We start from the raw sequence: 21,577 nt of genomic DNA, 5'->3' as shown, positions 1-21,577 counted from the left end.
AAACTATTGCATGACGCAAACCCGGACGGAGGACGCGTGTCACAGGAGCAGGTGCAGGAACCGGAGCGCTCGCGGACGGCGAAGGACCTGGCGCTGGCCCTGTGGTTCCCCGCCTTCTTCGTGCTGGGGTTCATGCTGTTCTACCTGCTGCCCTTCCACGCCCCGGCCCCGCACGGCATCCCGGTCGGGGTCGTCGGGCAGCAGGCCGCCGCGACCGTGTCCGCCGAGCTGGCGCAGGCGTCGCCGGGCGGGTTCGACGTCACCCCGGTCGCCGCCGCGGCCGACATCCGGGACGCGATCTTCCACCGCGACGTCGTCGCCGGGTACGACCCGGCCGGCCACACGCTCTACATCGCCCGCGCCGACGGCCTGCAGCTCGTCCAGGTCCTGCAGGGGATCTTCGCGCCGCTGTCCACCGGGTCCGGCGGGCCGCTGCGGGTGGTGGACCTCGCACCGACCGCGCCCGGTGACGGCTTCGGCACGTCGCTGTTCTACATCGCGATGGCCTGCAACATCTCCGGCTACATCGCGGTCATGATGATGATGCAGGCCACCGCGTTGTCGCGGCGCACCAAGCTGACCGCGCTCGCCGGGTTCGGCCTGTTCGCCACCGTGGTGTGCTGGGCGATCGGCACCGCGATCCAGGCGATCCCGTTCCACCCGGCCGTGCTCGTCGTCGGGTTCCTGCTGTCCCAGGCCGTCGCCTGGACGACGTTCGGGCTGGCCCCGTTCGTGCGCCGCGCGCTGCCCGGCGTCGCGATGGGCCTGTTCGTGCTGATGTCGATCCCGTCCTCGGGCGGGGCGATCCCGAAGGAGATGGTGCCGGGCTTCTTCCAGGTCCTGCACCACGTCATGCCGCTCGGGCAGGCGATCGACGCCGCCCGGGGCATCCTCTACTTCGACGCGACCGCGATCACCGTGCCGGTCCTCGGGCTGCTGGCCTGGTGGGCGTTCGGTGCGCTGCTGGTCGCGCTGGGTGCGTGGCGGGACCGGCGCGCCGCCGGGCGCGAGGCCGCGGCCGGGCCGGAGGAGACGGCCGGGGACGCCGAGCGCGAGCGGGAGCACCGGATCGCCGAGGCCGTCGCCGACGAGGCCTCGGTCGGGGGCGCGCACCCGGACGCCCTCGCCGACGCCCGGCTGCTCGCTCACCCGGTCCCGACGCTGATCGGCCGGGTCATCGACGACGCGGGCCGGCCCGTGCCGCGGGCGCGGGTGACCGTCGTCGACCACACCGGCGGGCAGGTCGACGTCGCCGCCGGATCCGAGGACGGCCGGTTCGCCGTCCGCGGCCGCGCCGACGGGTGGGTCACCGTGCTCGTGTCCGCGCCCGGCCACGACCCGGTGTCGGAACGGCTGCGCCTGCACGGTGCGGTGTCGCATCGCAGCGTGGTCCTGCGCCCGGCCGCCGCGCCGGCACCGGGGGAGCCGGTCAGCCGTGCGCCAGCAGCGCTGCCCCGATGATCCCGGCCTCGTTGAGCAGCCCGGCCGGGACGAGCTCGGTGCGGGTCCGCACGTAGGGCGACCACTTCTCGAACTTCTTGCTCACCCCGCCGCCGACCACGATCAGGTCCGGCCACAGCAGGTTCTCGACGTGGGTGAAGTAGCGCTGCAGCCGCCCGCCCCACTCCTCCCAGTCCAGGTCCTCGCGCTCACGGGCGGAGTCGGCGGCGCGCGACTCGGCGTCGAACCCGTCGATCTCCAGGTGCCCGAACTCGGTGTTGGGCACCAGCTTCCCGTGGTTGACCAGCGCCGACCCGATGCCGGTCCCGAGGGTCACGACGAGCACGAGCCCGTGACGAGTGTCGGCGGCCGCGCCGAACTCGGCCTCGGCGACGCCGGCGGCGTCGGCGTCGTTGACCAGCAGCGCGTCCCGGCCGGTGACCCGGCGCAGGACCGCGGCGGCGTCGCAGTCGATCCAGGCCCGGTCCACGTTCGCCGCGGTGCGGGTCACGCCGTGCTGGACGACGGCCGGGAACGTGCAGCCGAAGGAGTCCCGCCAGTCGAACTCGTCGAGGATCTGCTTGACGGTCCCGGCGACCGCCTCCGGTGTGGACGGCTGCGGCGTCGGGATGCGCACCCGGTCCGCGGCCAGCTGGCCCTTGCGCAGGTCCACCGGGGCGCCCTTGATGCCGGAGCCGCCGATGTCGATACCGAACCCGAGTGCGTGCTTGCTGCTCACGCCCCCGATCCTGCCAGGGCCGCCGCGACCACGCCGCGCGCCTCGTCCTGGACGCGCGTCAGGTGCTCCGGCCCGCGGAAGCTCTCGGCGTAGACCTTGTACACGTCCTCGGTGCCCGAGGGGCGGGCGGCGAACCACCCGGCGTCGGTGACGACCTTCAGCCCGCCGATCGCGGCGTCGTTGCCCGGGGCGCGGGTGAGCTTCGCGGTGATCGCGTCCCCGGCGAGCTCGGTGGCGGTCACGGCGTCGGCGTCCAGCTTGGACAGCGCCGCCTTGTCCTCCCGGGAGCAGGCGACGTCGGTGCGTGCGTAGGCGGGGGCGCCGAACCGCTCGGTGAGACGGGTGTAGTGCTCGCTGGGGGTCGACCCGGTGACCGCGATGATCTCCGAGGCCAGCAGGGCGAGCAGCAGGCCGTCCTTGTCGGTGCTCCACGGCGAGCCGTCGCGGCGCAGGAACGACGCGCCCGCGCTCTCCTCGCCGCCGAAGCCGATCTCCCCCGAGCGCAGGCCGGGAACGAACCACTTGAACCCGACGGGCACCTCGACCAGCCTGCGGCCGAGGTCACCGGCGACCCGGTCGATCATCGACGAGCTGACGGCGGTCTTGCCGATCCCGGCGGCCGCGGGCCAGCCGGGGCGGTGGGCGAACAGGTAGCCGATCGCGACGGCGAGGTAGTGGTTCGGGTTCATCAGGCCGCCGTCGGCGGTGACGATGCCGTGCCGGTCGGCGTCGGCGTCGTTGCCGGTGGCGATGGTGAAGGGAGCCGGGTCGGCCTCCATCCGGGCCCGCAGCGACGCCATCGCGTACGGCGAGCTGCAGTCCATCCGGATCTTCCCGTCCCAGTCCAGGGTCATGAACCCGAAGGCCGGGTCGACGTCGGGGTTCACCACGGTCAGGTCCAGGCCCCAGCGCTGCGCGATCACGCCCCAGTAGTCGACCGAGGCACCGCCGAGCGGGTCCGCGCCGATGGTGACGCCGGCGTCGCGGACCGCGGCCATGTCGAGCACCTGGTCGAGCTGGTCGACGTAGGTGCCGAGGTAGTCGTAGCGGTGCGCGGCGGCCGCGTCGAAGCGGGCGCGGCGCACCTCCTTCAGACCGTTCTCGAGCAGCTGGTTGGCCCGGTCGGCGATCCAGGACGTCGCCTCGGTGCCGGCGGGGCCGCCGTCCGGCGGGTTGTACTTGAAGCCGCCGTCGGCGGGCGGGTTGTGCGACGGGGTGACGACCACGCCGTCGGCGAGGTGCCGGACGTCGCGCCCGGCGTTGGTCACGAGGATCGCGTGCGAGATCGCCGGGGTCGGGGTCAGCCCGTCCCGGGAGTCGACGACGACGTCGACGCCGTTGGCGGCGAACACCTCGGCCGCGGTGCGCCAGGCCGGCTCGGACAGCGCGTGGCTGTCGCGCCCGAGGAACAGCGGGCCGTCGGTGCCCTGCGCGGCCCGGTACTCGACGATCGCCTGGCTGGTGGCGGCGATGTGGTCCTCGTTGAAGGTCGCGGTGAACGCCGACCCGCGGTGCCCGGACGTGCCGAACGCGACCCGTTGCACGTCGACCGACGGGTCGGGGTGGGTCGCGGCGTACGCGGCCAGCAGCGCGTCGACGTCGACGAGGTCCTCGGGGCGGGCCGGGGTCCCGGCGCGCTCGTGCACGGTCATGCCGCGATCCTTCCTCCTCGCCGCGGCCCACGCCACCGCCTACGGTCGGGCGGTGTGCGGATCGCGTCGTTGCTCCCGGCCGGGACCGAGATCGCCGGGCGGCTCGGCCTGGCCGCCGACCTGGTCGGCGTCACCTTCGAGTGCGACGACCCGGTGGGCGTCCGGGACCGGGTGCCGGTGGTCGTCGACTCCGCGCTGCCGCCCGCCGCGTCGCCGGGGGAGATCGACGCCGTCGTCCGCGAGCGGGCCGCGGCCGGGCTGCCGCTGTACCAGGTCCACCGCGCCCGGCTCGGCGCCGCCGACCCGGAGCTGATCCTCACCCAGGACCTGTGCGCGGTGTGCGCGCTGCCCGGCTCGACCGTCGCGCAGGTGCAGGACGAGCTGGGGACCCGGGCCCGGGTGTTGTCGCTGGACCCGCACCGGCTGGCCGACGTGCTCGACACGGTGACCGCGGTCGGCGCCGCGGCCGGGGTGCCGGACCGGGCCGCCGCGCTGGTCGCGGGCCTGTCGGCGCGCCTCGACGCCGTCGCCGCCGCCGTGCGGGGCCGCCCGGCGCCGCGGGTGCTGGTGCTGGAGTGGACCGACCCGCCGTTCCTGCCCGGGCACTGGGTGCCCGACCTGGTCACCGCGGCCGGTGGCGTCCCGGTGGCGGCCGCCCCGGGCGGGCGCAGCACCGCCGTCGACCCGGCCGACCTTCCGCCGTGCGACGCCGTGCTGGTCGCGCCGTGCGGCTTCGGCCTCGACGACGCGCTCGCCCAGGCCCGCGCGGCGCTGCCGTGGCTGCCCGCCGGGGTCCCGGTGCACGCGATCGACTCGGCGTCGTTCGTGGTGCGGGCCGGTCCGCGACTGGTCGACGGGGTCGAGGCGATCGCCGGCCTGCTGCACCCCGGTACGGTCCCGGCGCCGCCGCCGGGGAGGGTCGCGCCGGTCCGCTGAGCGGGGCTCAGGCCGCGCCGCCCGGGCCGAGCCGGCGGCCGACCAGACGCGCGATCCACGGCGCGACCAGCAGCATCAGGATCACCCGCAGCACCTGCACCGCGACCACCGAGGTGACGTCCACGCCGGAGGAGATCGCCGTCGCCAGCACCGCGTAGACCCCGCCCGGGGTGGTCGCGAGGTAGCCCTCCAGCGGGGTCATGCCGGTGAAGTACGACAGCAGCAGCCCCAGTCCGGCGCAGAGCGCGACGACGCCCAGGATCAGCGCGGTCGCCAGGGGCAGCACCCGCGCGACGGTGCCGAGCGCGGTCCGGGTGAAGCGCAGCCCGGCCTGCCAGCCGATGACGGCGTAGGCGACGTCGACGAGCGGCAGCGGCACCGACGCGGCGAAGGAGAACCCGGCCAGGCTGATGACCAGCGCCACCACCATGGGTCCGAGCAGCGCCCCGGCGGGGACCCGCGCGAGCTTCCCGAGCGGGACACCGGCGCCCACGCACAGCGCGGTCACCGCGAGCCCGACCCACCACGGCGCGCCGGGGCCGGTGACCGCGGCGGCAGGTGCGCCGGGGGAGGCGCCGTAGACGACCGCGGCGACCACCGGCATCGTCGCGGTGACCAGCCCGACCCGCAGGTACTGGATGACGGCGACGGTGCGCTCGTCGCCGCCCAGCTCGCGGCTGATCGCGACCAGCCCGGACGCGCCGCCCGCGGTCTGCGCGAGCATCCCGGTGAGCGGGGTGACCCCGCGCTGCAGACCCATGAGCAGGCCGGACCCCATGCTGACCAGCAGCGTCGCGAGGCTGATGAGCAGGACCGGCAGCCACTCGGCTGCCACCGCGGCCAGGGTGTCCGGGCGGGCGAGCAGGCCGATGACGACCCCGATGACCGCCTGCGCACCCGACGTCGCCGGGCGGGCGACCCGGGCGGGGCCGAGCCCGGTCAGGGCGAGGACGGTCGCGACCAGCAGCCCGGCGAACAGGGCGGGGGAGGGCACGTCGACCGCGGCGAGCCCGGCGGTCACGAGCACGGTCAGCGCGGCGAGCAGCGGCCAGCGCCACCATCCGGACAGCGACGGGCGGGGGCTCACCGTGTGATCACGACCCGAGCCTAAATGGGACAGGCGTACTGGTGCGCGGTGAGTCGGGACACGATCGTTGTCGAGAGCGAACGATCACGGCTTCCGCCGGAGCGGCCGCCGGGGTAGGACGGACGGGCACGAGGAGGTGCGCCGATGCGAGACACCCCGAGACACGACACCGCCGCGACCACCGGGCTCGGCCCGGTGATCGCCGCACTGACCGCGCCCGGTGGGGAGTTCGAGCTGGTCGACGCCGACGTACGTGGCGCCGCGATGCGGGTCTACCGGCGTGGCCCGCACACCCTGGCCGAGCTGTGGGCGGCGACGGCGGCGTGGCCGGAGCGCACGTTCACCGTCCACCACGGCGAGCGTCGCACCTACGGCGAGCACCGGAGCCTGGTCGCCGACCTGGCCCGCGTGCTCACCGGACGGTTCGGGCTGCGCCCCGGCGACCGGGTCGCGATCGCGATGCGGAACCTGCCGGAGTGGCCGGTCGTCTTCTTCGCCGCGCAGGTCGCGGGGCTGGTCGTCGTACCGCTGAACGCCTGGTGGAGCGCACCCGAGCTGGCGTGGGCGGTGGCCGACTCCGGTGCCGGGCTGGTCGTGGCCGACCCGGAACGGTGCGCCGCCCTGTGCGGTGGGAGCGGCATAGGGGTGCCGGTCGTCCGGGTCCGCGGGGGCGGCGCGCCCGCGCCCGGTCCGGTGACCGGGTGGGAGGACCTCGGGCTGCGCACCGACGGCCCCGGTGACCCGGTCGGGGTCACCGCGCCCGGCCCGGACGACGACGCGACGATCCTCTACACCTCCGGCACCACCGGCCGACCGAAGGGCGCGGTCGGCACCCACCGCAACCACGTGACGAACCTGCTCAACGTCGCGCTGCAGGCCCGCGCCACCGCGCTCGGCTCCGGGGTGGAACCGCCGCCGGGGCAGCAGGGGACGCTGCTGATGTACCCGATGTTCCACATCGCCGGCATCAACGGACTCGTCGGCGCCGTGCTCGGCGGGGCGAAGCTCGCGACCCTGCACCGCTGGGACCCGGCCGCGGCGCGGGCCGTCGTCCGGTCCGAGCGGCTGACCCGCTCCAACGGTGTCCCGTCGACGACGGCGGAGCTGCTCGACGGCGCCGACCCCGCCGACCTCGCGTCGTTGCGGACGGTCGGGATGGGCGGGGCACCCGTGCCGCCCGAGCTCGTCGCACGGATCGGGCGCGACCTCGGCGCCGGGGCCGCGAACGGCTACGGCCTGACCGAGACGACCTCGGCGATCTGCGCGAACACCGGGTCCGAGTACCGGGCCCGTCCCGACTCGGTCGGCCGGCCCGCGCCGGGGGCCCGGCTGCGGGTCGCCGGCCCGGACGGGGAGGCGCTGCGCGACGGCGAGGTCGGCGAGCTGTGGTTCCGTGGCCCGAACGTGGTCCGCGGCTACTGGAACCGGCCCGACGCCGACGCCGAGGCGTTCGTCGACGGCTGGTTCCGCACCGGCGACCTGGGGCACGTGACCGACGGCTGGGTGTACGTCGTGGACCGGTTGAAGGACGTCGTGCTGCGCGGTGGGGAGAACGTGTACTCCGCGCAGGTGGAGGCGGCGATCCACACCGTCGACGGGGTGCTGGAGGTGGCGGTGCTCGGCGTGCCGCACCCGCGCCTGGGCGAGGAGGTCGCCGCACTGGTCCGCGCCCGCCCCGGAGCGGCCCGCGACGACGACGCCGTCCGCGCCGCCGTCGCCGCGCGGGTGGGGGAGTTCGCCGCGCCCGCGCACGTGCGGTGGACCGACGAGCCGCTGCCCAGGACGGCGACCGGGAAGGTCCGCAAGCGGGAGCTGCGCTCGGGGTTCACCGCTCCGGCGTGAGCGTCCTGCGGGCCGCGGCCACGGCCTCCAGCCAGGGACGCGGGTCCGGGGCGCCGGCCGGCGGGACCAGGACGACGGTGTCCGGCCCGGCCGCGGCGTGGCTCCGGACGACCGCCTCCACCTCGGCCCGGTGCTCCGGCAGCGCGACGTAGCCGATGCGCCGGAACCCGTCCGCGGCGCCGCCCGGGCCGCACGCGTCGAGCGAGGACCGGACGTCGGCGGGGGTCAGGCCCGAGTCGAGCAGGACCCCGTCGGCGAGGTCCCCGGCAAGCCGCAGGGTGCGCGGCCCGCGCCCGCCGACCAGCACCGGTGGGACGGTCGTCGGCGGGTGGTCGAGCCGGACCCGCTCCAGGGAGACGTAGCGCCCGGAGCGGGTGACCTCGCGACCGGCGAGCAGGTCCCGTACCGCGGTCGTGTGCTCGGCGAGCAGGGTCAGCGGCGAGGCGACCCGGTTGCCGGCCTGGCCCATCCAGTCGAGCACGCCGTGCCCGAGGACCGGCAGGTAGCGGCCCGGGAACAGCCGGGCGAGCGAGGCGGTCTCCATGGCGACGACCGCCGGGTTCCGCAGCGGCACCGGGAACAGCCCGACCCCGACGGTCAGGGCGTCGGTGCGGGCCAGCGCGACGGCCGCGGTGGCGGTCCCGCCGTGCAGGAAGCAGTCCTCCCACAGCCACAGCTGGTCCAGCCCCGCGGCCTCGACGTCACGGGCCACGCCCGGCAGCTCCTCGGGGGGCAGCTCGGGCCGGAAGACGATGCCGATGTCCATGGCCGTCACCGTGCCACGCGCGGCCGCCGGCGTCGTACGGCTACCGGGCCGGGTCGATGCGGAACACCGGGCAGATGCCGGTCAGGGCACCCAGCGCCTCGGGCGTCGGCTCGGCGACGACTCCGTTCTCGACCATGATCCCGACGCCCTCCGGGGTGACCTGCGGCCACGCCTCCAGCACCGGGCGCGCCTGCTCCGGCGGCACCTCCACCAGCACGACGGACTCCGGGTCGGCGTCGGGACCCGTGCTCAGCGTGGCCCGCCCGCCCGCGGCCCGGACGTTGACGATCCAGTCCGCGCCCGGGAACCCGCCGACGACGAACCGCTGCCCGCCGGTCGCGTAGACCGTCAGCGGCGTGTGCCGGGGTGTGCCGCTGCGCCGGCCGGGGACGGTCAGCACGGGCAGCTCGAACGGCAGCTCGCCACGGTCGCGCCGGGCGAGCAGGTCGTCGTTCAGGTGCTTGATCTGCTGCGGGGCACGGATGTGACGGCGGGGATCGTCGGACACGGGGGCTCCTCGTTCTCGGATCCGGGTCAGGATGCCACGGGCCGACGGGCGGGCGCGGGGTGTCGGAGCGGAGGGGACTCAGTCCGACCGCAGCCCGTCCAGCGCCTCCTCGGCCCGGGCCAGGTCCTCCTCGGCCCGCTCGGCCCGCCCCGCGGCGTCCCGGGCGGCGCGGCCGGCCTCGTCGCGGGCACGGTCGGCGTCCTCGGCGGCGGAGCGGGCGCGGTCCAGCTCGGCGGTCAGCTCGTCCACCCGGCGGTGCGCGTCGTCGCGACGTCCGTCGGCCCGGTCGGCGCGGTCGCGGGCGTCGTCGCGTTCGCGGCCGGCGTCGTGGGCGGCCAGCCGGGCGGTCTCGACGGCCTTCCCGGCCTCGGCGAGCGCCTGCGCGTGCCGTTCGGCCTCGCGTCGCTCCCGCTCCTGCGCGGCGCGGTGCTCGGCCTCCCGCCGGCGGGCGTCGCGCCGTCGCCCGGCGAGCTCCCCGTCGCCGTCCCGGCTCCGGCCGCCCCGCTCCGGTTGCGGGGACCGGTCGCCACGCGGAGCGTCCGCGTCCGCCGTGGAGCCCGCAGCCGCGGACCCCGCCTCCCCGAGCGGCCCGAAGCCGCTGTGCCGCTCGTAGCGCTCCAGCCGCCCCGACCGGACCCGGTCGGCCAGGTCCGGGTCGGCCAGCGCCGACTCCAGCACCCACCGCACGTCGCGCTCCACACCGGGGCCCACCCGGGCCCCCGCGGCGCGGCCGAGGGCCGCGGCCCGGCGGGCCAGCGCCCCGACCAGCCGGTTGCGCTGCGCGGACACCTCCCGCAGGGCCGGGCCGTCGAGGGAGCGCTGGGCGTGGGCGAGCACCGGGGCCAGGGCCAGGAGCCCCTCGACCTCGTCGCGGGCGTCGTCGACCAGCAGGTTCGCCAGCCACGCGGCCCGGGTGGGCCGCCGGGCGGCGGCGATCTCCCGGGCCGCGTCGGTGTCCGCGTCGGCGCGGGCACGGGCGGCGGCGTCGTCGCGTGCGGCGACGAAGTCCTCCGGCGGGACCCGGTACAGCCGGTCCAGCTCCGCGTCCGTGTCCACGCCGGCGGGCCTCAGCTCAGGTTCGCGTGCGTCCCGACCAGGACGGCGCGGCCGACGGTGTGGCTGAACAGGGTGAACGCCAGGAACGTGGGCGTCGCGGTGGCGGGCACGTCCAGCGTGGGCACGTCGACCGCGTGCACCACGAAGTAGTACCGGTGCGGGCCGTGCCCGGGCGGCGGCGCGGCGCCCAGGTAGCGGGCCAGGCTCGCGTCGTTGGGCAGCTGGACCGCGCCCTCGGGGAGGCCGGACCCGGTGTCGTCACCGGCGCCCGACGGCAGCGAGGTCACCGAGGCCGGCACGTCGAACACGGCCCAGTGCCAGAACCCGGCGACGGTCGGGGCGTCCGGGTCGTAGCAGGTGACGGCGTAGGACTGCGTCCCCTCCGGCGCGCCGGACCAGGACAGCTGCGGCGAGACGTCCTCGCCGCCCGCGCCGAAGATGCCGGACAGCTGGGGGGTGGCGAGCGCAGCGCCGTCGTTCACGTCGGTGCTGGTCAGGGTGAACGACGGGACCGGGGGCAGCTCGTCGTAGGGGTTGCGGGGCACGGGGCGGACCTCCTCGGATCGGTGGCGGTGGGTCTCGCCGTGATCCTGGCACGGCGCGTCGGCTGCCGTCCGGCGGCGGGGAGGGCAGGGTGTCGGTCCGTGGAGATGCTGCTCGTGCTCGTCGGGCTGATGGTGGCCGCGGTCGTCCTGGTGGGGGTGGGGGACCGGCTCCGGCTGCCCTGGCCCGCGCTGATGGTGGTCCTCGGCGTGGTCGTCGCGCTGCTGCCCGGACTGCCCGACGCGTTCGTCATCGACCCCGAGCTGATCCTGCCGCTGTTCCTGCCGCCGCTGCTGTTCGCCACGGCGCAGCGCACGTCGTGGGCGCTGTTCCGGGCGCGCCGGCGGACGATCGCGCTGCTCGCCGTCGGCCTGGTGCTGGTCACCGCCACCGCCGTCGCCGGGACGGTCTGGCTGCTCGTGCCGGGGCTCGCACTCACCGCCGCCGTCGCGCTCGGGGCGATGGTCGCCCCACCGGACCCGGTCGCCGTCGAGGCCGTCGCCGGGCAGGTACCGATCCCGCGCCGGGTGGTGGCGGTGCTGCAGAGCGAGGGCCTGTTCAACGACGCCACCGCGCTGGTCGTGTTCCAGGCCGCGGTGCTGGCGACCGTCTCCGGCGACGAGCTGAGCCCGCTCGGGCTGGGCCTGCGGTTCGTGCTCGGCGCCGCCGGCGCGGTCCTCATCGGGCTGGGTGTGGCCTGGCTGGCGCGCCGGGTGCTCGGCAGGCTCACCGACGCCACCGGGCGCAGCGCACTCACCCTGGTCCTGCCGTTCGCCACCTACCTGGCCGCCGACGAGCTCGGCGCCTCCGGGGTGATCGCCGTCGTCGTGCTCGCGCTGCAGCTGCGCGCCGGGGCCGACGCCGACGAGGCCGCCGAGCGGCTCACCCAGTCCTCGCTGTGGAACGTCGTCGAGCTGCTGGTCACCGGGCTCGCGTTCGGCCTGATCGGGCTCGACCTGCGCCAGGTCGTGCTCGCCGCGGGCGACGAGCTGCCGGCGATGCTCGCGCACGCGGCGGTCGTGTGCGTGGTCGTCGTCGCGGTGCGGGTGCTGTGGATGGTCGTCGCCTGGCGGCTGCTGTCCCGCAGCGCCGACGACGCCGCCGCGGCCGGCGCCGCGCCGCTCACCGGACGCGAGGCGGTGCTGCTGTCCTGGTGCGGCATGCGCGGTCTCGCCACGCTCGCCCTCGCGCTGTCGCTGCCGGTGCAGACCGCGTCCGGGGCGCCGTTCCCCGCCCGCGACCAGCTCGTCCTCATCGCGGTGTCGGTGCTGTTCGTGACGCTGCTCGTGCCCGGCTTCACCCTCGGCATGCTGGTCCGCGCCCTCGACATCGACGACGAGGCCGACGCCGAGGAGCGCGCCGAACGCGAGATCGTGCTGCGGGCGCGCCGCGCCGCCGTCGCGACCCTGGAGTTCGAACGCACGGTGCGGGGCCTGCCCGAGGAGGTCGGCACCGCGATGCGGGAGCGGGTCGAGCGGCTGGAACGGGTGCTGTCGGGGGAGACGCCCTCGGAGGAGGAGCGGTCCCGGATCGCGGCGGTGAAGAAGGCCCGCACCGCCTTCGCCGAGGCCCAGGCCTCGGCGCTGGCCGCCGCCCGGACCGAGGTACTGGCCGCGCGGCGTGAGCCCGGTGTCGACCCGCACGCCGTCGACCGGGTGCTGCGCCGCCTCGACCTGCGCACGGTGCTGCTCGACTGAGGACCGGACGTGTCCGCGTCGACGGTCACGCTCACCGCATGACGTGCCCGTTCAGCGCCCGCACCCGATCCCTGTCCGAGCCCGATCCCACGGTTCCCGGAGGGCCGGTCGTGCGCACGGCGCCGGCCGGCGGGGCCGCGGTGTGGGTGGTCACCGACGAAACGCTCGCCCGGCGGGTGCTCACCGACCCGCGGTTCGCGAAGGACCCCGCGCTCGCCCCTCCGGGCGTCACCGACCTCGAACCCTCTGCCACCGAGCGGCTCTCGCTCACCACCGCCGACGGTCCCGGGCACGCCCGGCTGCGTCGCGCGCACGCACCGCTGCTGTCCGCCCGCGCGCTCGCCCGGTACGCCGGGCGCGCCCGCTCCCTCGCCTCCGCCCTCCTCGAGGGCCTCGGCCCCGGTGAGGTCGACCTGACCGAGGACTTCACCACCCGCTACCCGCTGGCCGTCGTGCTCGAGGTCGTGGGTGCCCCGCCCGGGCTCCTCGACGACGCCGTCGCCGCCTGCCGGGCGATGTGGAGTCCCGACCCGGCGGTGGCGGGAGCGGCGTTCGGACGGCTGCAGGCGATCGGCACGGCCGCGGTCACCGACGGGACCGGCGACGGCGTCGCGGCCGGACTGCGTGCCGGCCTGCCCGACCTCACCGACGCCCAGGTCGGCTACCTCGTCTTCGGGCTGGTGTTCGCCGGGCAGCTCACCACCGACGCCGCGCTCGGGTACGTCGTCGCCCACGCCCTGGACTCCGGGCTCGCCGGCCGCACCGCCGAGGAACTCGACGCGCTGGTCGCCGAGGTGCTGCGGGTCCACCCGCCCGCCCCGTTCTCGCTGTGGCGCTTCGCCCGGACCGACACCGACCTCGGCGGTGAGCCGCTGCCCGCCGGGGCACCGGTGCTGGTCGACATCCGGGGGATCGACGCCCGCACGGCCGTCGGGCACCCGCTGACCTTCGGGCACGGCCCGCACTTCTGCGCCGGTGCGCACCTGGCCCGCCTCGAGCTCCGCGCCGTGCTGGAGGTGCTGCGGGACAGGTTCCCCGACGCCCGTCCCGCCGGTCCGGTGACCGGGCTCGTCGAGGTGCACCCTGGCGGACCGGTCGGGGCGCGGCTCGCCGCGTTACCGGTACGGCTGCATCCCGCGCGGTGATCCTTCCCGCATCCCCTCTCCAGCCATCACATGATGAACTGTGCAGGTGTTCGAGCGACGGGTGGTGCGGTCCGCGACCGTGACCGCGGCACTCGCCGTACTGCTGGCGGTCGCGCTCGTGGGCTCGCTCGCGTTCGGCGCCGAGGTCCTCCCCGTCGCGAAGGTCGTCGACGCGGTGCTGCACGACCGGCCCGGCCCCGTCTCGACGATCGTCCGGGACCTGCGGATGCCGCGCTCGCTGCTCGCCGCGATCGTCGGCGCGGGCCTCGCGCTCGCCGGCGCCGGGGTGCAGACCCTCGTGCGCAACCCGCTCGCCGACCCCTACCTGCTCGGGGTGTCCTCCGGCGCGAGCGTCGGCGCCACGGCCGTCATCACCACCGGGGTGCTGGGTGCGCTCGGCACCTGGGCCTTGTTCACCGGCGCACTCCTCGGGGCCCTCGCGGCCGGGGCACTCGTCGGGGCGATCGCCGTCGCCCAGGGCGGGCTCACCCCGATCCGGCTGATCCTCACCGGCACCGTGCTCGGCTCGGCGTTCTCGGCGACGGCGAGCTACCTGGTGTTCCGCTCCGGTGACCCGGCCGCCGCCCAGTCCGTGCTGTTCTGGCTGCTGGGGAGCCTGTCCGGGGCGCAGTGGGACCGGGTCGCGGTGCCCGCGGTGACCGTGGCGCTCCTGCTGGTGCTGCTCGTGGCGTTCAGCGGCTGGCTCGACGCACTCACCGCCGGGCCCGACACCGCGGCCGCACTCGGCGTGCCGGTGACCGCCGCCCGGACCGCGCTGTTCACCGTGTGCGCGGTCGCGGTCGGCGTGCTCGTCGCGGTGTCCGGGGCGATCGGCTTCGTCGGCCTGGTCGTGCCGCACCTGGCCCGGCTGCTCGTCGGGTCCCGGCACCGGGTGCTGCTGCCGGTGACCGCGCTGGGCGGCGCGCTGTTCCTGCTCGTCGTCGACGTCGCCGCCCGGATCGCGGTGCGGCCCACCGAGATGCCGCTGAGCGTGGTCACCGGGCTGATCGGCGCCCCGGTGTTCCTGATCCTGATGGGCCGCCGCCGCTACCGGACCGCCGGGAGCCTGGCGTGAGCCTGCGTGCCGAGGGGCTCACCTGCGTGCTGGGCGGCCGCACCGTCCTGACCGGGATCGACCTCGCCGTCGAGCCGGGGGAGGTGCTCGGCGTCGTCGGGCCCAACGGCAGCGGCAAGTCCACCCTGCTGCGCGCCCTCGCGGGGATCCGCGGGCCCGCCGCGGGGCGCGTACTGCTCGACGGCACCCCGCTGACCGCGCTGCGGGCCCGGCAGCGGGCCCGGCGGATCGCGTTCGTCGGCCAGGAGGAGGACCTGCCGCCCGACCTGTGCGCCGGGGAGGTCGTCGCGCTCGGTCTGGTGCCGCACCGGCCGCCGTGGGCGGGCGGCGACGCGGTCGAGCGGGCCGCGGTCACCGCGGCGCTGGCCGCGGTCGAGCTCGACGGGCTCGCCGACCGCCCGGTCGACCGGCTCTCCGGCGGTGAACGGCGCCGGGTGCTGCTCGCCCGCGGCCTCGCCCAGGACGCCGGTGTCCTGCTGCTCGACGAGCCCACCAACCACCTCGACGTCCGGCACGCACTGGGCCTGCTGGAGCTGGTCCGGTCGCTGCGCCGGACCGTGGTGGTGAGCCTGCACGACCTCGACCTGGCCGACCGCTGGTGCGACCGCCTCGTCGTCCTGCACGACGGCCGGGCCCTCCCGGCCGTGTCCGACCTCGACCCCGACACCGTCTCTCGGGTCTTCGGGGTCGCCGCCGCCCGTGTCACGCATCCGGTGACCGGGCGGTCCCGCCTCGTGTTCGACTCGCTCAGGGAGAGCTCGTGACCCGTCCGCTACGCCTGTCCGCCGTCCTCGCCGCGGGGGTGGTCGCCCTCGCCGCCTGCTCGGCGCCCGCCCCCGCACCCGCCGCAGCCGGTGACCCCGCCGGCACGGTCACCGTGCAGAACTGCGGTGTCCCCGCGCAGTTCCCGGCGCCGGCGCAGCGCCTGTTCGTCAACGACGGCAACATGATCTCGATGGTCCTGGCGCTCGGCGCCCAGGACCGGGTCACCGCGGTGTCGAGCATGCAGCGCGACGCCGACACGCTGCGCCGCCACTACGGTGCCGCCGTCGACGGCCTGGCGCAGGCCGCGCCGGAGTACCCGACGCTGGAGACCGTCCTGGCCCGCGACCCCGACGTGATGGTCGCCGGCTGGAACTACGGCTACGGCGAGGAGAAGAACCTCACCCCGGCCCGGCTGCGGGAGCAGGGCATCGCCCCGTACGTGCTGACCGAGTCCTGCCGCCGGGCCGACGGGCAGAGCGCCCGCGGCATCGTCGACCCCTGGACGGCGCTGCGCGACGACCTGCACAACCTCGGCACCATCACCGGGCACGCCGCCGACGCCGACCGTGTCGTCGCCGACCTCGACATCCGGCTCGACGCGCTGGGGAAGGCGCCGGCGGCCGCGACACCGCCGACGGTGTTCCTGTTCGACAGCGGCACCGACACGCCCTTCTCCAGCGGCCGGTTCGGCGCCCCGCAGGCGATCATGGAGGCGGCCGGGGCGCGCAACGCGCTCTCCGACGTCGACGACACCTGGACCACGGTCTCGTGGGAGCGGGTCGCGACGGCGCAGCCCGCCGCGTTCCTGTTCGTCGACTACCCGCCGCAGACCTTCGCCGAGAAGGTCGCGGTCCTCAGGAGCCGTCCCGACACCCGCGACCTGCCCGCGGTGAGGGAGAACCGGTTCCTGAACCTGCCCTACGCCCTGTGGACCTCGGGCCCGCTCAACGTCGACGCCGCCGAGCAGGTCCGGGCGGCGCTGGAGCGCTGGAACCTGGTGCCCGCCTCCGGCCTGACCCCGGAGTCCGACGACGTGCCCCGCAGCTGAGCGCGGAGGTCCCGGGGGCACGCCGTACGGCGCCCCCGGGACCGGACCGGCCGGTCAGGTGATCGTGATGCCGCCGTCGACGGCCCAGGTCTGGCCGGTGACGTAGCCACCGGCGTCGGAGGCGAGGAACAGCACGGCCGCCGTCAGCTCCTCCGGGTCGCCCTTGCGGCCCATCGGGATCCGCTCGGTCATCCGCTCCAGGTAGCCGTCCTGGTACTGGTCGGTCATCTCGGAGGCGAAGAACCCGGGCGCGACCGCGTTGACCCGGATGCCCCGGCGGCCGGTCCACTGCTGGGCCAGGTCCCGGGTCAGGCCGACGATCGCCGCCTTGGACGCGGAGTAGGCCGCCTGCGGCAGCGACGCGGTGGTGAGCCCGAGGATCGAGGAGATGTTGACGATGCTCGACCCGGGCGCCATGTGGGCGGCGCAGGCCTGCGCCATCCAGTAGGAGCCGTTGAGGTTCACGTCGACGACGCTGGTGAACTGCTCCGGGGTCTCCTTCAGGGCGGGCACCGCGGTGCCGACGCCGGCGTTGTTGACCAGCACGTCGAGCCGGCCGAACTCGTCGACGGCGGCCTGCGCCAGGGCCCGGCAGTCCTCCGGCTCCGCCACGTCGGTGGCGACGGCCACCGCCCGCCGCCCGGCCGCCTCGACCAGCGCCACGGTGTCGGCCAGCTTCTCGGCCCGCCGCGCCCCCAGCACGAGGTCCGCGCCGGCCTCGGCGAGGCCCTTGGCGAAGGCCACGCCCAGGCCGGAGGAGGCGCCGGTGACGACGGCGACCCTGCCGTCCAGTCGGAATCGCTCGATCACGCTCACCCGGCGACCCTAACCCGGATCAGCCGCCGAGCTTCTCCGCGAGCTGCGGGACGAGCCGCTCCAGGGCGAACGGCGCGGACAGGACGGAGTTGTAGGTCATCGCGCCGCGGGTGTCGGCGTCGGGGACGATCATGTCGCCGCGGGCCACGACCGGGACCTGGCGCAGGACCGGGTCGGAGTCGACCTGCTGCTTCGCGGCGCCCTCGTCGGCCAGCATCACCAGGACGTCGCCGTCGAGCAGGCCGGCCTGCTCGGAGGAGACCTCGACGTAGAAGCTCTGCCGATCGTTGCGCTCGGCGATGGCCGGTGGCTGCGCGAAGCCGAGACCGGTCATGAACTGGCCGCGGGCGTCGGCGGCGGTGAAGGCGCCGTACATGCCGTCGAAGGGCAGCACCGTCGCCCCGACCTTCCCGCGGAACTGCGGGTGCGCGGTGACGGCGTCGGCGAACGCGGCGTCGGCGGTCCGGACCAGCTCCTCGCCGCGAGCGGTCTCACCCAGCGCGGTCGCGACGGCGCGCATCTGGTCGGTGCGGCTCACCCCGAACGCGATGGAGCCCGCAGGACGGGCGACGACCGGCGCGATCGCGGTCAGCCGGTCGTAGGCGGCCTGGTCGATGCCCGAGGACAGCGCGATGATCACGTCCGGGCGCAGCGCGGCGATCCGTTCCAGGTTCGGCTCGGGCTCGGTGAGCACCTGCGGCGCCTCACCCCGCACGAGCCCGCGGGCCCACGGGCCCAGCCCGCCGGTCTCCTGGTAGAAGGTGTAGGAGGCGACCGCGACCGGGGTCGTACCCAGGGCGAGGACGGGGTCGGCGTCGGTGACGCCGAGGGCGATGACCCGCTGTGGGCGGGCGGGGATCTCCGCGGTGCCGAAGGCGTTGTCGATGCGGACGGGGAACGCGCCGTCGGCGGTGGACGGGGCGGCCGTCGGGCCGGGACCGCCGGACGTACAGGCGGTGAGCAGGCCCACGAGGGCCAGCAGGGGGATCAGTCGTCGAAGCACATCGGGACAATAACTGAGGCTCACCTAACCCGGAATGTCCGGAAGGTCTCGCGGCGGCGCGTTCGCACCGGCCGACGCGTCGCGGACCGGTGCGAACGCGCGGGGTCAGCCGCGCGGGCGGCGCTTGCGTGCCACGACGGCCCGGTAGAGCAGCGGGTCGCGGCTGGTCGCGAGCCGGTGCCGGTAGACGGTCGCCCCGAGCTCCTCGAGCTCGCCGGACGCCAGCAGCGAGGAGATGAGACCGGCGAACCCGGAGGTGTCGCCGTCGTTCAGGAAGTCGTCCCGCAGGGTGATCGCGACGAAGCCGTCGACCGCGACCATGTCGAACGCGGCGCGGAACGCCGCGGGCGGGATGTCGCCGAAGCCGAGCGCAGCGACGCAGGTCAGGGCGTCGAAACCGCCCGCGGCGATGTTCTCGGTGGTCTCGTCGTCCAGGTCGGTGAGGTCCACGACGTGGTAGTCGTCGTAGACCCCCGGGCGGTCCCGCTCGGCGGCCTCGCGGGCCTCGGGGAGGATGTCGATCCCCACCACCTTGCCGACGCCGCGGGCACGCAGCTCCTCGGCGACGATGCCGTTGCCGGCGCCGACGTCGAGGACACGCAGCCCGGACGGGTCGACGCCGACGGCGTCGAGCTGCTCGGCCAGCGCGCCGGCCACCACGGCCGGGGACTGGCACTGCAGGATGTCGTAGAACAGCTTCTCGTAGAGGCCCGGGATCTTGAAGAGCTCGTCGTAGTCGTGAAAGCGGTACTCGGTCCACCCGTGTCCGAGGTCCAGCACGCAGTACTCCGCGTCCTGCTCGAACGAGGTCGTGGGTTCCGGCAGAGCAAGCCGGTAGGTCGGTTCGGAACGCTCGACGGCCATGAAAATCCTTCCTGGTCGGGAACGGACACCTCGACGCTAGTGCACCCGACGCCTCCGATCGGGGGTGAGCGATGTCGCACGGGCCCCGATGTGACTCGGCGGTAGGTGGTGACACGATCGGCTGCGGGAGACACCCGGAGATCACCGTCGATCAGCGAGGAGAGACATGACCCAGCAGCAGAGGACCGCCGTCGTGACCGGTGGGGCGCGCGGCATCGGGGCCGCCACCGCGATCCGGCTCGCCGCCGACGGGCACAAGGTCGCGGTGCTGGACCTGGAGGAGTCGGCCGCGAAGGCCACCGTCGAGGCCATCGAGTCCGCCGGCGGAACCGCGGCCGCGTTCGGTGCGAACGTCGCCGACGAGCAGGCCGTCGCCGCGGCCGTCGACGCGGTCACCGAGCGCCTCGGCGCCCCGACGGTTCTGATCAACAACGCCGGTATCACCAAGGACAACCTGCTGTTCAAGATGACCGTCGACGACTGGGACGCGGTCATGGGCGTGCACCTGCGCGGTGCGTTCCTGATGACCCGCGCGGTGCAGAAGCACATGGTCGACGCGGCCTGGGGTCGGGTCGTGAACCTCTCCTCGACCTCGGCGCTGGGCAACCGCGGCCAGGCGAACTACTCCGCGGCGAAGGCCGGCATGCAGGGCTTCACCAAGACCCTCGCGATCGAGCTCGGCAAGTTCGGCGTCACCGCGAACTGCATCGCCCCCGGCTTCATCGCCTCGGAGATGACCAAGGCGACCGCCGAGCGCATCGGCGTGGACTGGGAGGAGTTCAAGGCCGCCCGGGCCAAGGAGATCCCGGTGCAGCGCCCCGGCGCGCCCGAGGACATCGCCCAGACCGTGTCGTTCTTCGTCGACGAGCGTTCGTCGTTCGTCAGCGGCCAGGTCATCTACGTGGCCGGTGGCCCGAAGGCCTGACCCACCCACGACGGACGGGCCGGCTCCGCTGCTGCGGTGTCGGCCCGTCCGTCGTCGCAGGGGGGTCAGGAACTGCTGTTCATCGGCACGATCGCCCAGCCGGGGATGTCGTCCTGGCCGGAGACCGGCACGGCGTCCGCGGAGAAGTTGACGAGCAGCACCGAGCCGTCCGCCGCGCGGAAACCACCCAGCGACGAGCCGTCGGTCGCCCGGCCCAGCTCGACGGTGCCCTCACGGAGCCGGGGCACCAGCCAGCGCCACGCCTCGGTCAGCGGGGTCGGCTGGCCGCCGGCCTCGTCGGTCGCGGGGGTCCACAGCGAGGAGTACTCGAGCGAGTTGCTGCCCTCGGGTCCCCACAGCAGCGAGCCCTGGGTGCCGGAGCGGGCCATGGCCTGCAGGGCGGCGATCGTCGAGACCGCGCTGGCGGGGGAGGCGAAGCCGGCCTGGGCGTCGGCGGGGACGTTGGCGTAGAACTCGGCCCACCAGATCGGGAGCTGCGTCCGTTCCTGGATCCAGCGGTCGATCACCGAGAACTTCTCGGCGCCGACGTCGACCGGGGAGATCGCGTCCTGCTGGCCGCGGTTGGTGGTGGAGCCGTCGACGACGATGAAGTCCGCCCCGACGTTGTTCTTCAGCCAGTAGTCCAGGACGTCCAGCGGCCGCTGGTCGAGCGCGCCCCAGGGGCCGCGGATGTCCGAGGCGTCGCCCGAGTCGACCGGGACGCTGCTCATCACCACGTACGGACCCCCGACCTGGACGTCGGGCCGGACGGACTTCACGGCCTGGTAGACCTGGTTGTAGAAGTTCGTGTAGCCCTCGTAGTCCCAGCGGTTCTCGGCCTGGTTGTAGAAGCCCTTGAGCTCGTTCCACACCAGGACGCGGTCGACCTGCGGGTAGCGCTGCACGGCCTCCCTGGCCAGGTTGGCGAAGTCGGCGAAGTGCTCGGGCAGCGGCGCCTTCTCGAGCCGGTCCCAGCGGGTGGCGCCGCTGTCGCGCGGCGCGCCCTTCATCCAGTCCGGGGAGCAGCACAGCGTCAGCATCGCCTTGCCGCCGGTCTCCTCGGTGAGCTGCATCCGGCGGTCCAGCGAGCCCCACTCGAACTCACCGGGCCGGGGCTCGGGGTTCAGCGTGCCGAAGCCCATGAGGTGGTGGTTCTGGTACTCCTGCCCGAGGCTCGACAGGATGTCGACGCCGCGCTGGCGGGCCTGCGCGGGCTCGGTGTCGTCGAGGCTGTCCTGGGTGTGGGTCACCCCGATCTCCATCGGGCCCGGCTGCTTGTCCCAGCGCCAGCCGTTCAGGTCGACGGCCTTCGCGGAGGCCTCCAGCGCCGACGACGGCACGGTGTCACCGGTGGTGGTGTCGCCGCCGGTCCCCGAGGTGCAGGCGGCGAGGGCCAGGACCCCCGCGAGCAGCAGGGCCAGGGCCGGGGTCCGGCGCAGGCCGGGACGGAACCGGGGGGTCCGCGACGGGGACCTCGGTCCGGACGTCGTCGGGGAGGGACGGCGTGACGCTCGCACGGGGTGGTGACCTCACGTTCTGACCGGACGCGGCGCCGGGCGGATGCCGTGGCGCGCGCGGGCTCGTACTGACTCCTGCATTCCTGCGCGGGACGGTGTCCCGGCGAGGTGCTCCCAGCGTGTCAGGGGCCTCCTGTGACCTGACTGAGAGAA

The 21,577-nt window shown here is 75.3% G+C and carries 20 protein-coding genes; 9 read left to right on the top strand and 11 right to left on the bottom strand.

What is annotated here, in order from left to right:
- Nucleotides 1-36: 36 nt before the first annotated feature.
- Complete coding sequence (locus ND486_RS29525; RefSeq protein WP_251782723.1) at nt 37-1,461, top strand: carboxypeptidase regulatory-like domain-containing protein; 1,425 nt, start codon at nt 37-39, stop codon at nt 1,459-1,461.
- Here ND486_RS29525 and ppgK read toward each other — a convergent pair.
- The gene (gene ppgK / locus ND486_RS03020) at nt 1,430-2,179 is read right to left on the bottom strand and encodes a polyphosphate--glucose phosphotransferase (protein WP_251782722.1); all 750 of its coding nucleotides are present in this window, start codon (nt 2,177-2,179) and stop codon (nt 1,430-1,432) included. The genes ND486_RS29525 and ppgK overlap by 32 nt on opposite strands.
- Nucleotides 2,176-3,831: a phosphoglucomutase (alpha-D-glucose-1,6-bisphosphate-dependent) gene (gene pgm, locus ND486_RS03015; protein WP_251782721.1), complete on the bottom strand. Its 1,656-nt coding sequence runs from the start codon at nt 3,829-3,831 to the stop codon at nt 2,176-2,178. Before pgm ends, ppgK begins: the two co-directional genes overlap by 4 nt.
- 54 nt (nt 3,832-3,885) lie before the next feature.
- Between pgm and ND486_RS03010 the strand changes: the two genes are divergently transcribed.
- Nucleotides 3,886-4,767 (top strand): ABC transporter substrate-binding protein, encoded by an 882-nt coding sequence (locus ND486_RS03010; protein WP_251782720.1) that lies wholly within the window; start codon nt 3,886-3,888, stop codon nt 4,765-4,767.
- A 7-nt stretch (nt 4,768-4,774) separates the two neighbouring features.
- Here the strand turns inward: ND486_RS03010 and ND486_RS03005 are convergent, their stop codons facing one another.
- Nucleotides 4,775-5,854, bottom strand: a complete 1,080-nt coding sequence (locus ND486_RS03005) for an AbrB family transcriptional regulator (RefSeq protein ID WP_251782719.1) — start codon at nt 5,852-5,854, stop codon at nt 4,775-4,777.
- A gap of 144 nt (nt 5,855-5,998) precedes the next feature.
- Between ND486_RS03005 and ND486_RS03000 the strand changes: the two genes are divergently transcribed.
- Entirely contained in the window at nt 5,999-7,696 is a 1,698-nt protein-coding gene (locus ND486_RS03000; protein ID WP_251782718.1) for a class I adenylate-forming enzyme family protein, read from the top strand.
- On the opposite strand, the gene ND486_RS02995 is transcribed toward ND486_RS03000, so the two are convergent.
- The 4 genes from ND486_RS02995 to ND486_RS02980 all read right to left on the bottom strand — a co-directional run bounded on the left by ND486_RS02995 (nt 7,680) and on the right by ND486_RS02980 (nt 10,571).
- Nucleotides 7,680-8,462, bottom strand: a complete 783-nt coding sequence (locus ND486_RS02995; protein WP_251782717.1) for an LLM class flavin-dependent oxidoreductase — start codon at nt 8,460-8,462, stop codon at nt 7,680-7,682. The two genes, ND486_RS03000 and ND486_RS02995, sit on opposite strands and share 17 nt — an antisense overlap.
- Nucleotides 8,463-8,502: 40 nt before the next feature.
- Nucleotides 8,503-8,970, bottom strand: a complete 468-nt coding sequence (locus tag ND486_RS02990; protein ID WP_251782716.1) for a nitroreductase/quinone reductase family protein — start codon at nt 8,968-8,970, stop codon at nt 8,503-8,505.
- A 78-nt stretch (nt 8,971-9,048) separates the two neighbouring features.
- Nucleotides 9,049-10,026: a hypothetical protein gene (locus ND486_RS02985; RefSeq protein WP_251782714.1), complete on the bottom strand. Its 978-nt coding sequence runs from the start codon at nt 10,024-10,026 to the stop codon at nt 9,049-9,051.
- Between the two features lie 11 nt (nt 10,027-10,037).
- The gene (locus tag ND486_RS02980) at nt 10,038-10,571 is read right to left on the bottom strand and encodes a YbhB/YbcL family Raf kinase inhibitor-like protein (RefSeq protein ID WP_062394868.1); all 534 of its coding nucleotides are present in this window, start codon (nt 10,569-10,571) and stop codon (nt 10,038-10,040) included.
- 105 nt (nt 10,572-10,676) lie between these two features.
- Here ND486_RS02980 and ND486_RS02975 point away from each other — a divergent pair, with 105 nt between their 5' ends.
- The 5 genes from ND486_RS02975 (at nt 10,677) to ND486_RS02955 (ending at nt 16,299) form a co-directional block, all read left to right on the top strand.
- The gene (locus tag ND486_RS02975; protein WP_251783001.1) at nt 10,677-12,266 is read left to right on the top strand and encodes a Na+/H+ antiporter; all 1,590 of its coding nucleotides are present in this window, start codon (nt 10,677-10,679) and stop codon (nt 12,264-12,266) included.
- A 110-nt stretch (nt 12,267-12,376) separates the two neighbouring features.
- Entirely contained in the window at nt 12,377-13,411 is a 1,035-nt protein-coding gene (locus ND486_RS02970) for a cytochrome P450 (protein WP_251782713.1), read from the top strand.
- A 46-nt stretch (nt 13,412-13,457) separates the two neighbouring features.
- Nucleotides 13,458-14,486, top strand: a complete 1,029-nt coding sequence (locus ND486_RS02965; protein ID WP_251782711.1) for an iron ABC transporter permease — start codon at nt 13,458-13,460, stop codon at nt 14,484-14,486.
- Nucleotides 14,483-15,250: an ABC transporter ATP-binding protein gene (locus tag ND486_RS02960; RefSeq protein WP_251782709.1), complete on the top strand. Its 768-nt coding sequence runs from the start codon at nt 14,483-14,485 to the stop codon at nt 15,248-15,250. Before ND486_RS02965 ends, ND486_RS02960 begins: the two co-directional genes overlap by 4 nt.
- A complete protein-coding gene (locus ND486_RS02955; RefSeq protein WP_251782707.1) occupies nt 15,247-16,299 on the top strand; it encodes an ABC transporter substrate-binding protein in 1,053 nt (350 codons plus the stop codon). The genes ND486_RS02960 and ND486_RS02955 overlap by 4 nt, the downstream gene beginning before the upstream one ends.
- A 54-nt stretch (nt 16,300-16,353) precedes the next feature.
- Here ND486_RS02955 and ND486_RS02950 read toward each other — a convergent pair whose 3' ends face one another.
- The 3 genes from ND486_RS02950 to ND486_RS02940 form a co-directional block, all read right to left on the bottom strand.
- Nucleotides 16,354-17,115 carry a glucose 1-dehydrogenase gene (locus tag ND486_RS02950; RefSeq protein ID WP_226365196.1) on the bottom strand — a complete coding sequence of 254 codons (762 nt, stop codon included), beginning with the start codon at nt 17,113-17,115 and terminating at the stop codon, nt 16,354-16,356.
- Nucleotides 17,116-17,134: 19 nt separating this feature from the next.
- On the bottom strand, nt 17,135-17,950 hold the full coding sequence (locus ND486_RS02945; RefSeq protein ID WP_374231378.1) for an iron-siderophore ABC transporter substrate-binding protein: 816 nt from the start codon (nt 17,948-17,950) through the stop codon (nt 17,135-17,137).
- 273 nt (nt 17,951-18,223) lie between these two features.
- Nucleotides 18,224-18,982, bottom strand: a complete 759-nt coding sequence (locus tag ND486_RS02940) for a class I SAM-dependent methyltransferase (RefSeq protein WP_251782698.1) — start codon at nt 18,980-18,982, stop codon at nt 18,224-18,226.
- Between the two features lie 166 nt (nt 18,983-19,148).
- Between ND486_RS02940 and fabG the strand changes: the two genes are divergently transcribed.
- Nucleotides 19,149-19,907, top strand: a complete 759-nt coding sequence (gene fabG / locus ND486_RS02935) for a 3-oxoacyl-ACP reductase FabG (RefSeq protein WP_178373846.1) — start codon at nt 19,149-19,151, stop codon at nt 19,905-19,907.
- Nucleotides 19,908-19,972: 65 nt separating this feature from the next.
- On the opposite strand, the gene ND486_RS02930 is transcribed toward fabG, so the two are convergent.
- The gene (locus ND486_RS02930; RefSeq protein ID WP_251782696.1) at nt 19,973-21,424 is read right to left on the bottom strand and encodes a hypothetical protein; all 1,452 of its coding nucleotides are present in this window, start codon (nt 21,422-21,424) and stop codon (nt 19,973-19,975) included.
- Nucleotides 21,425-21,577: the final 153 nt, after the last annotated feature.

Origin of the sequence: Pseudonocardia sp. DR1-2 (assembly GCF_023717215.1) — a bacterium.
GTDB classification, from domain to species: Bacteria; Actinomycetota; Actinomycetes; order Mycobacteriales; family Pseudonocardiaceae; genus Pseudonocardia; species Pseudonocardia alni.
This window is presented reverse-complemented; position numbering and strand designations above follow the sequence as displayed.

Excerpts from the sequence above, each read along its gene's own strand:
- pgm (WP_251782721.1), bottom strand. The coding sequence starts at position 3,831 with ATGACCGTGCACGAGCGCGCCGGGACCCCGGCCCGCCCCGAGGACCTC.
- ND486_RS03000 (WP_251782718.1), top strand. The coding sequence starts at position 5,999 with ATGCGAGACACCCCGAGACACGACACCGCCGCGACCACCGGGCTCGGC.
- ND486_RS02995 (WP_251782717.1), bottom strand. The coding sequence starts at position 8,462 with ATGGACATCGGCATCGTCTTCCGGCCCGAGCTGCCCCCCGAGGAGCTG.
- ND486_RS02975 (WP_251783001.1), top strand. The coding sequence starts at position 10,677 with ATGCTGCTCGTGCTCGTCGGGCTGATGGTGGCCGCGGTCGTCCTGGTG.
- fabG (WP_178373846.1), top strand. The coding sequence starts at position 19,149 with ATGACCCAGCAGCAGAGGACCGCCGTCGTGACCGGTGGGGCGCGCGGC.
- ND486_RS02940 (WP_251782698.1), bottom strand. The coding sequence starts at position 18,982 with ATGGCCGTCGAGCGTTCCGAACCGACCTACCGGCTTGCTCTGCCGGAA.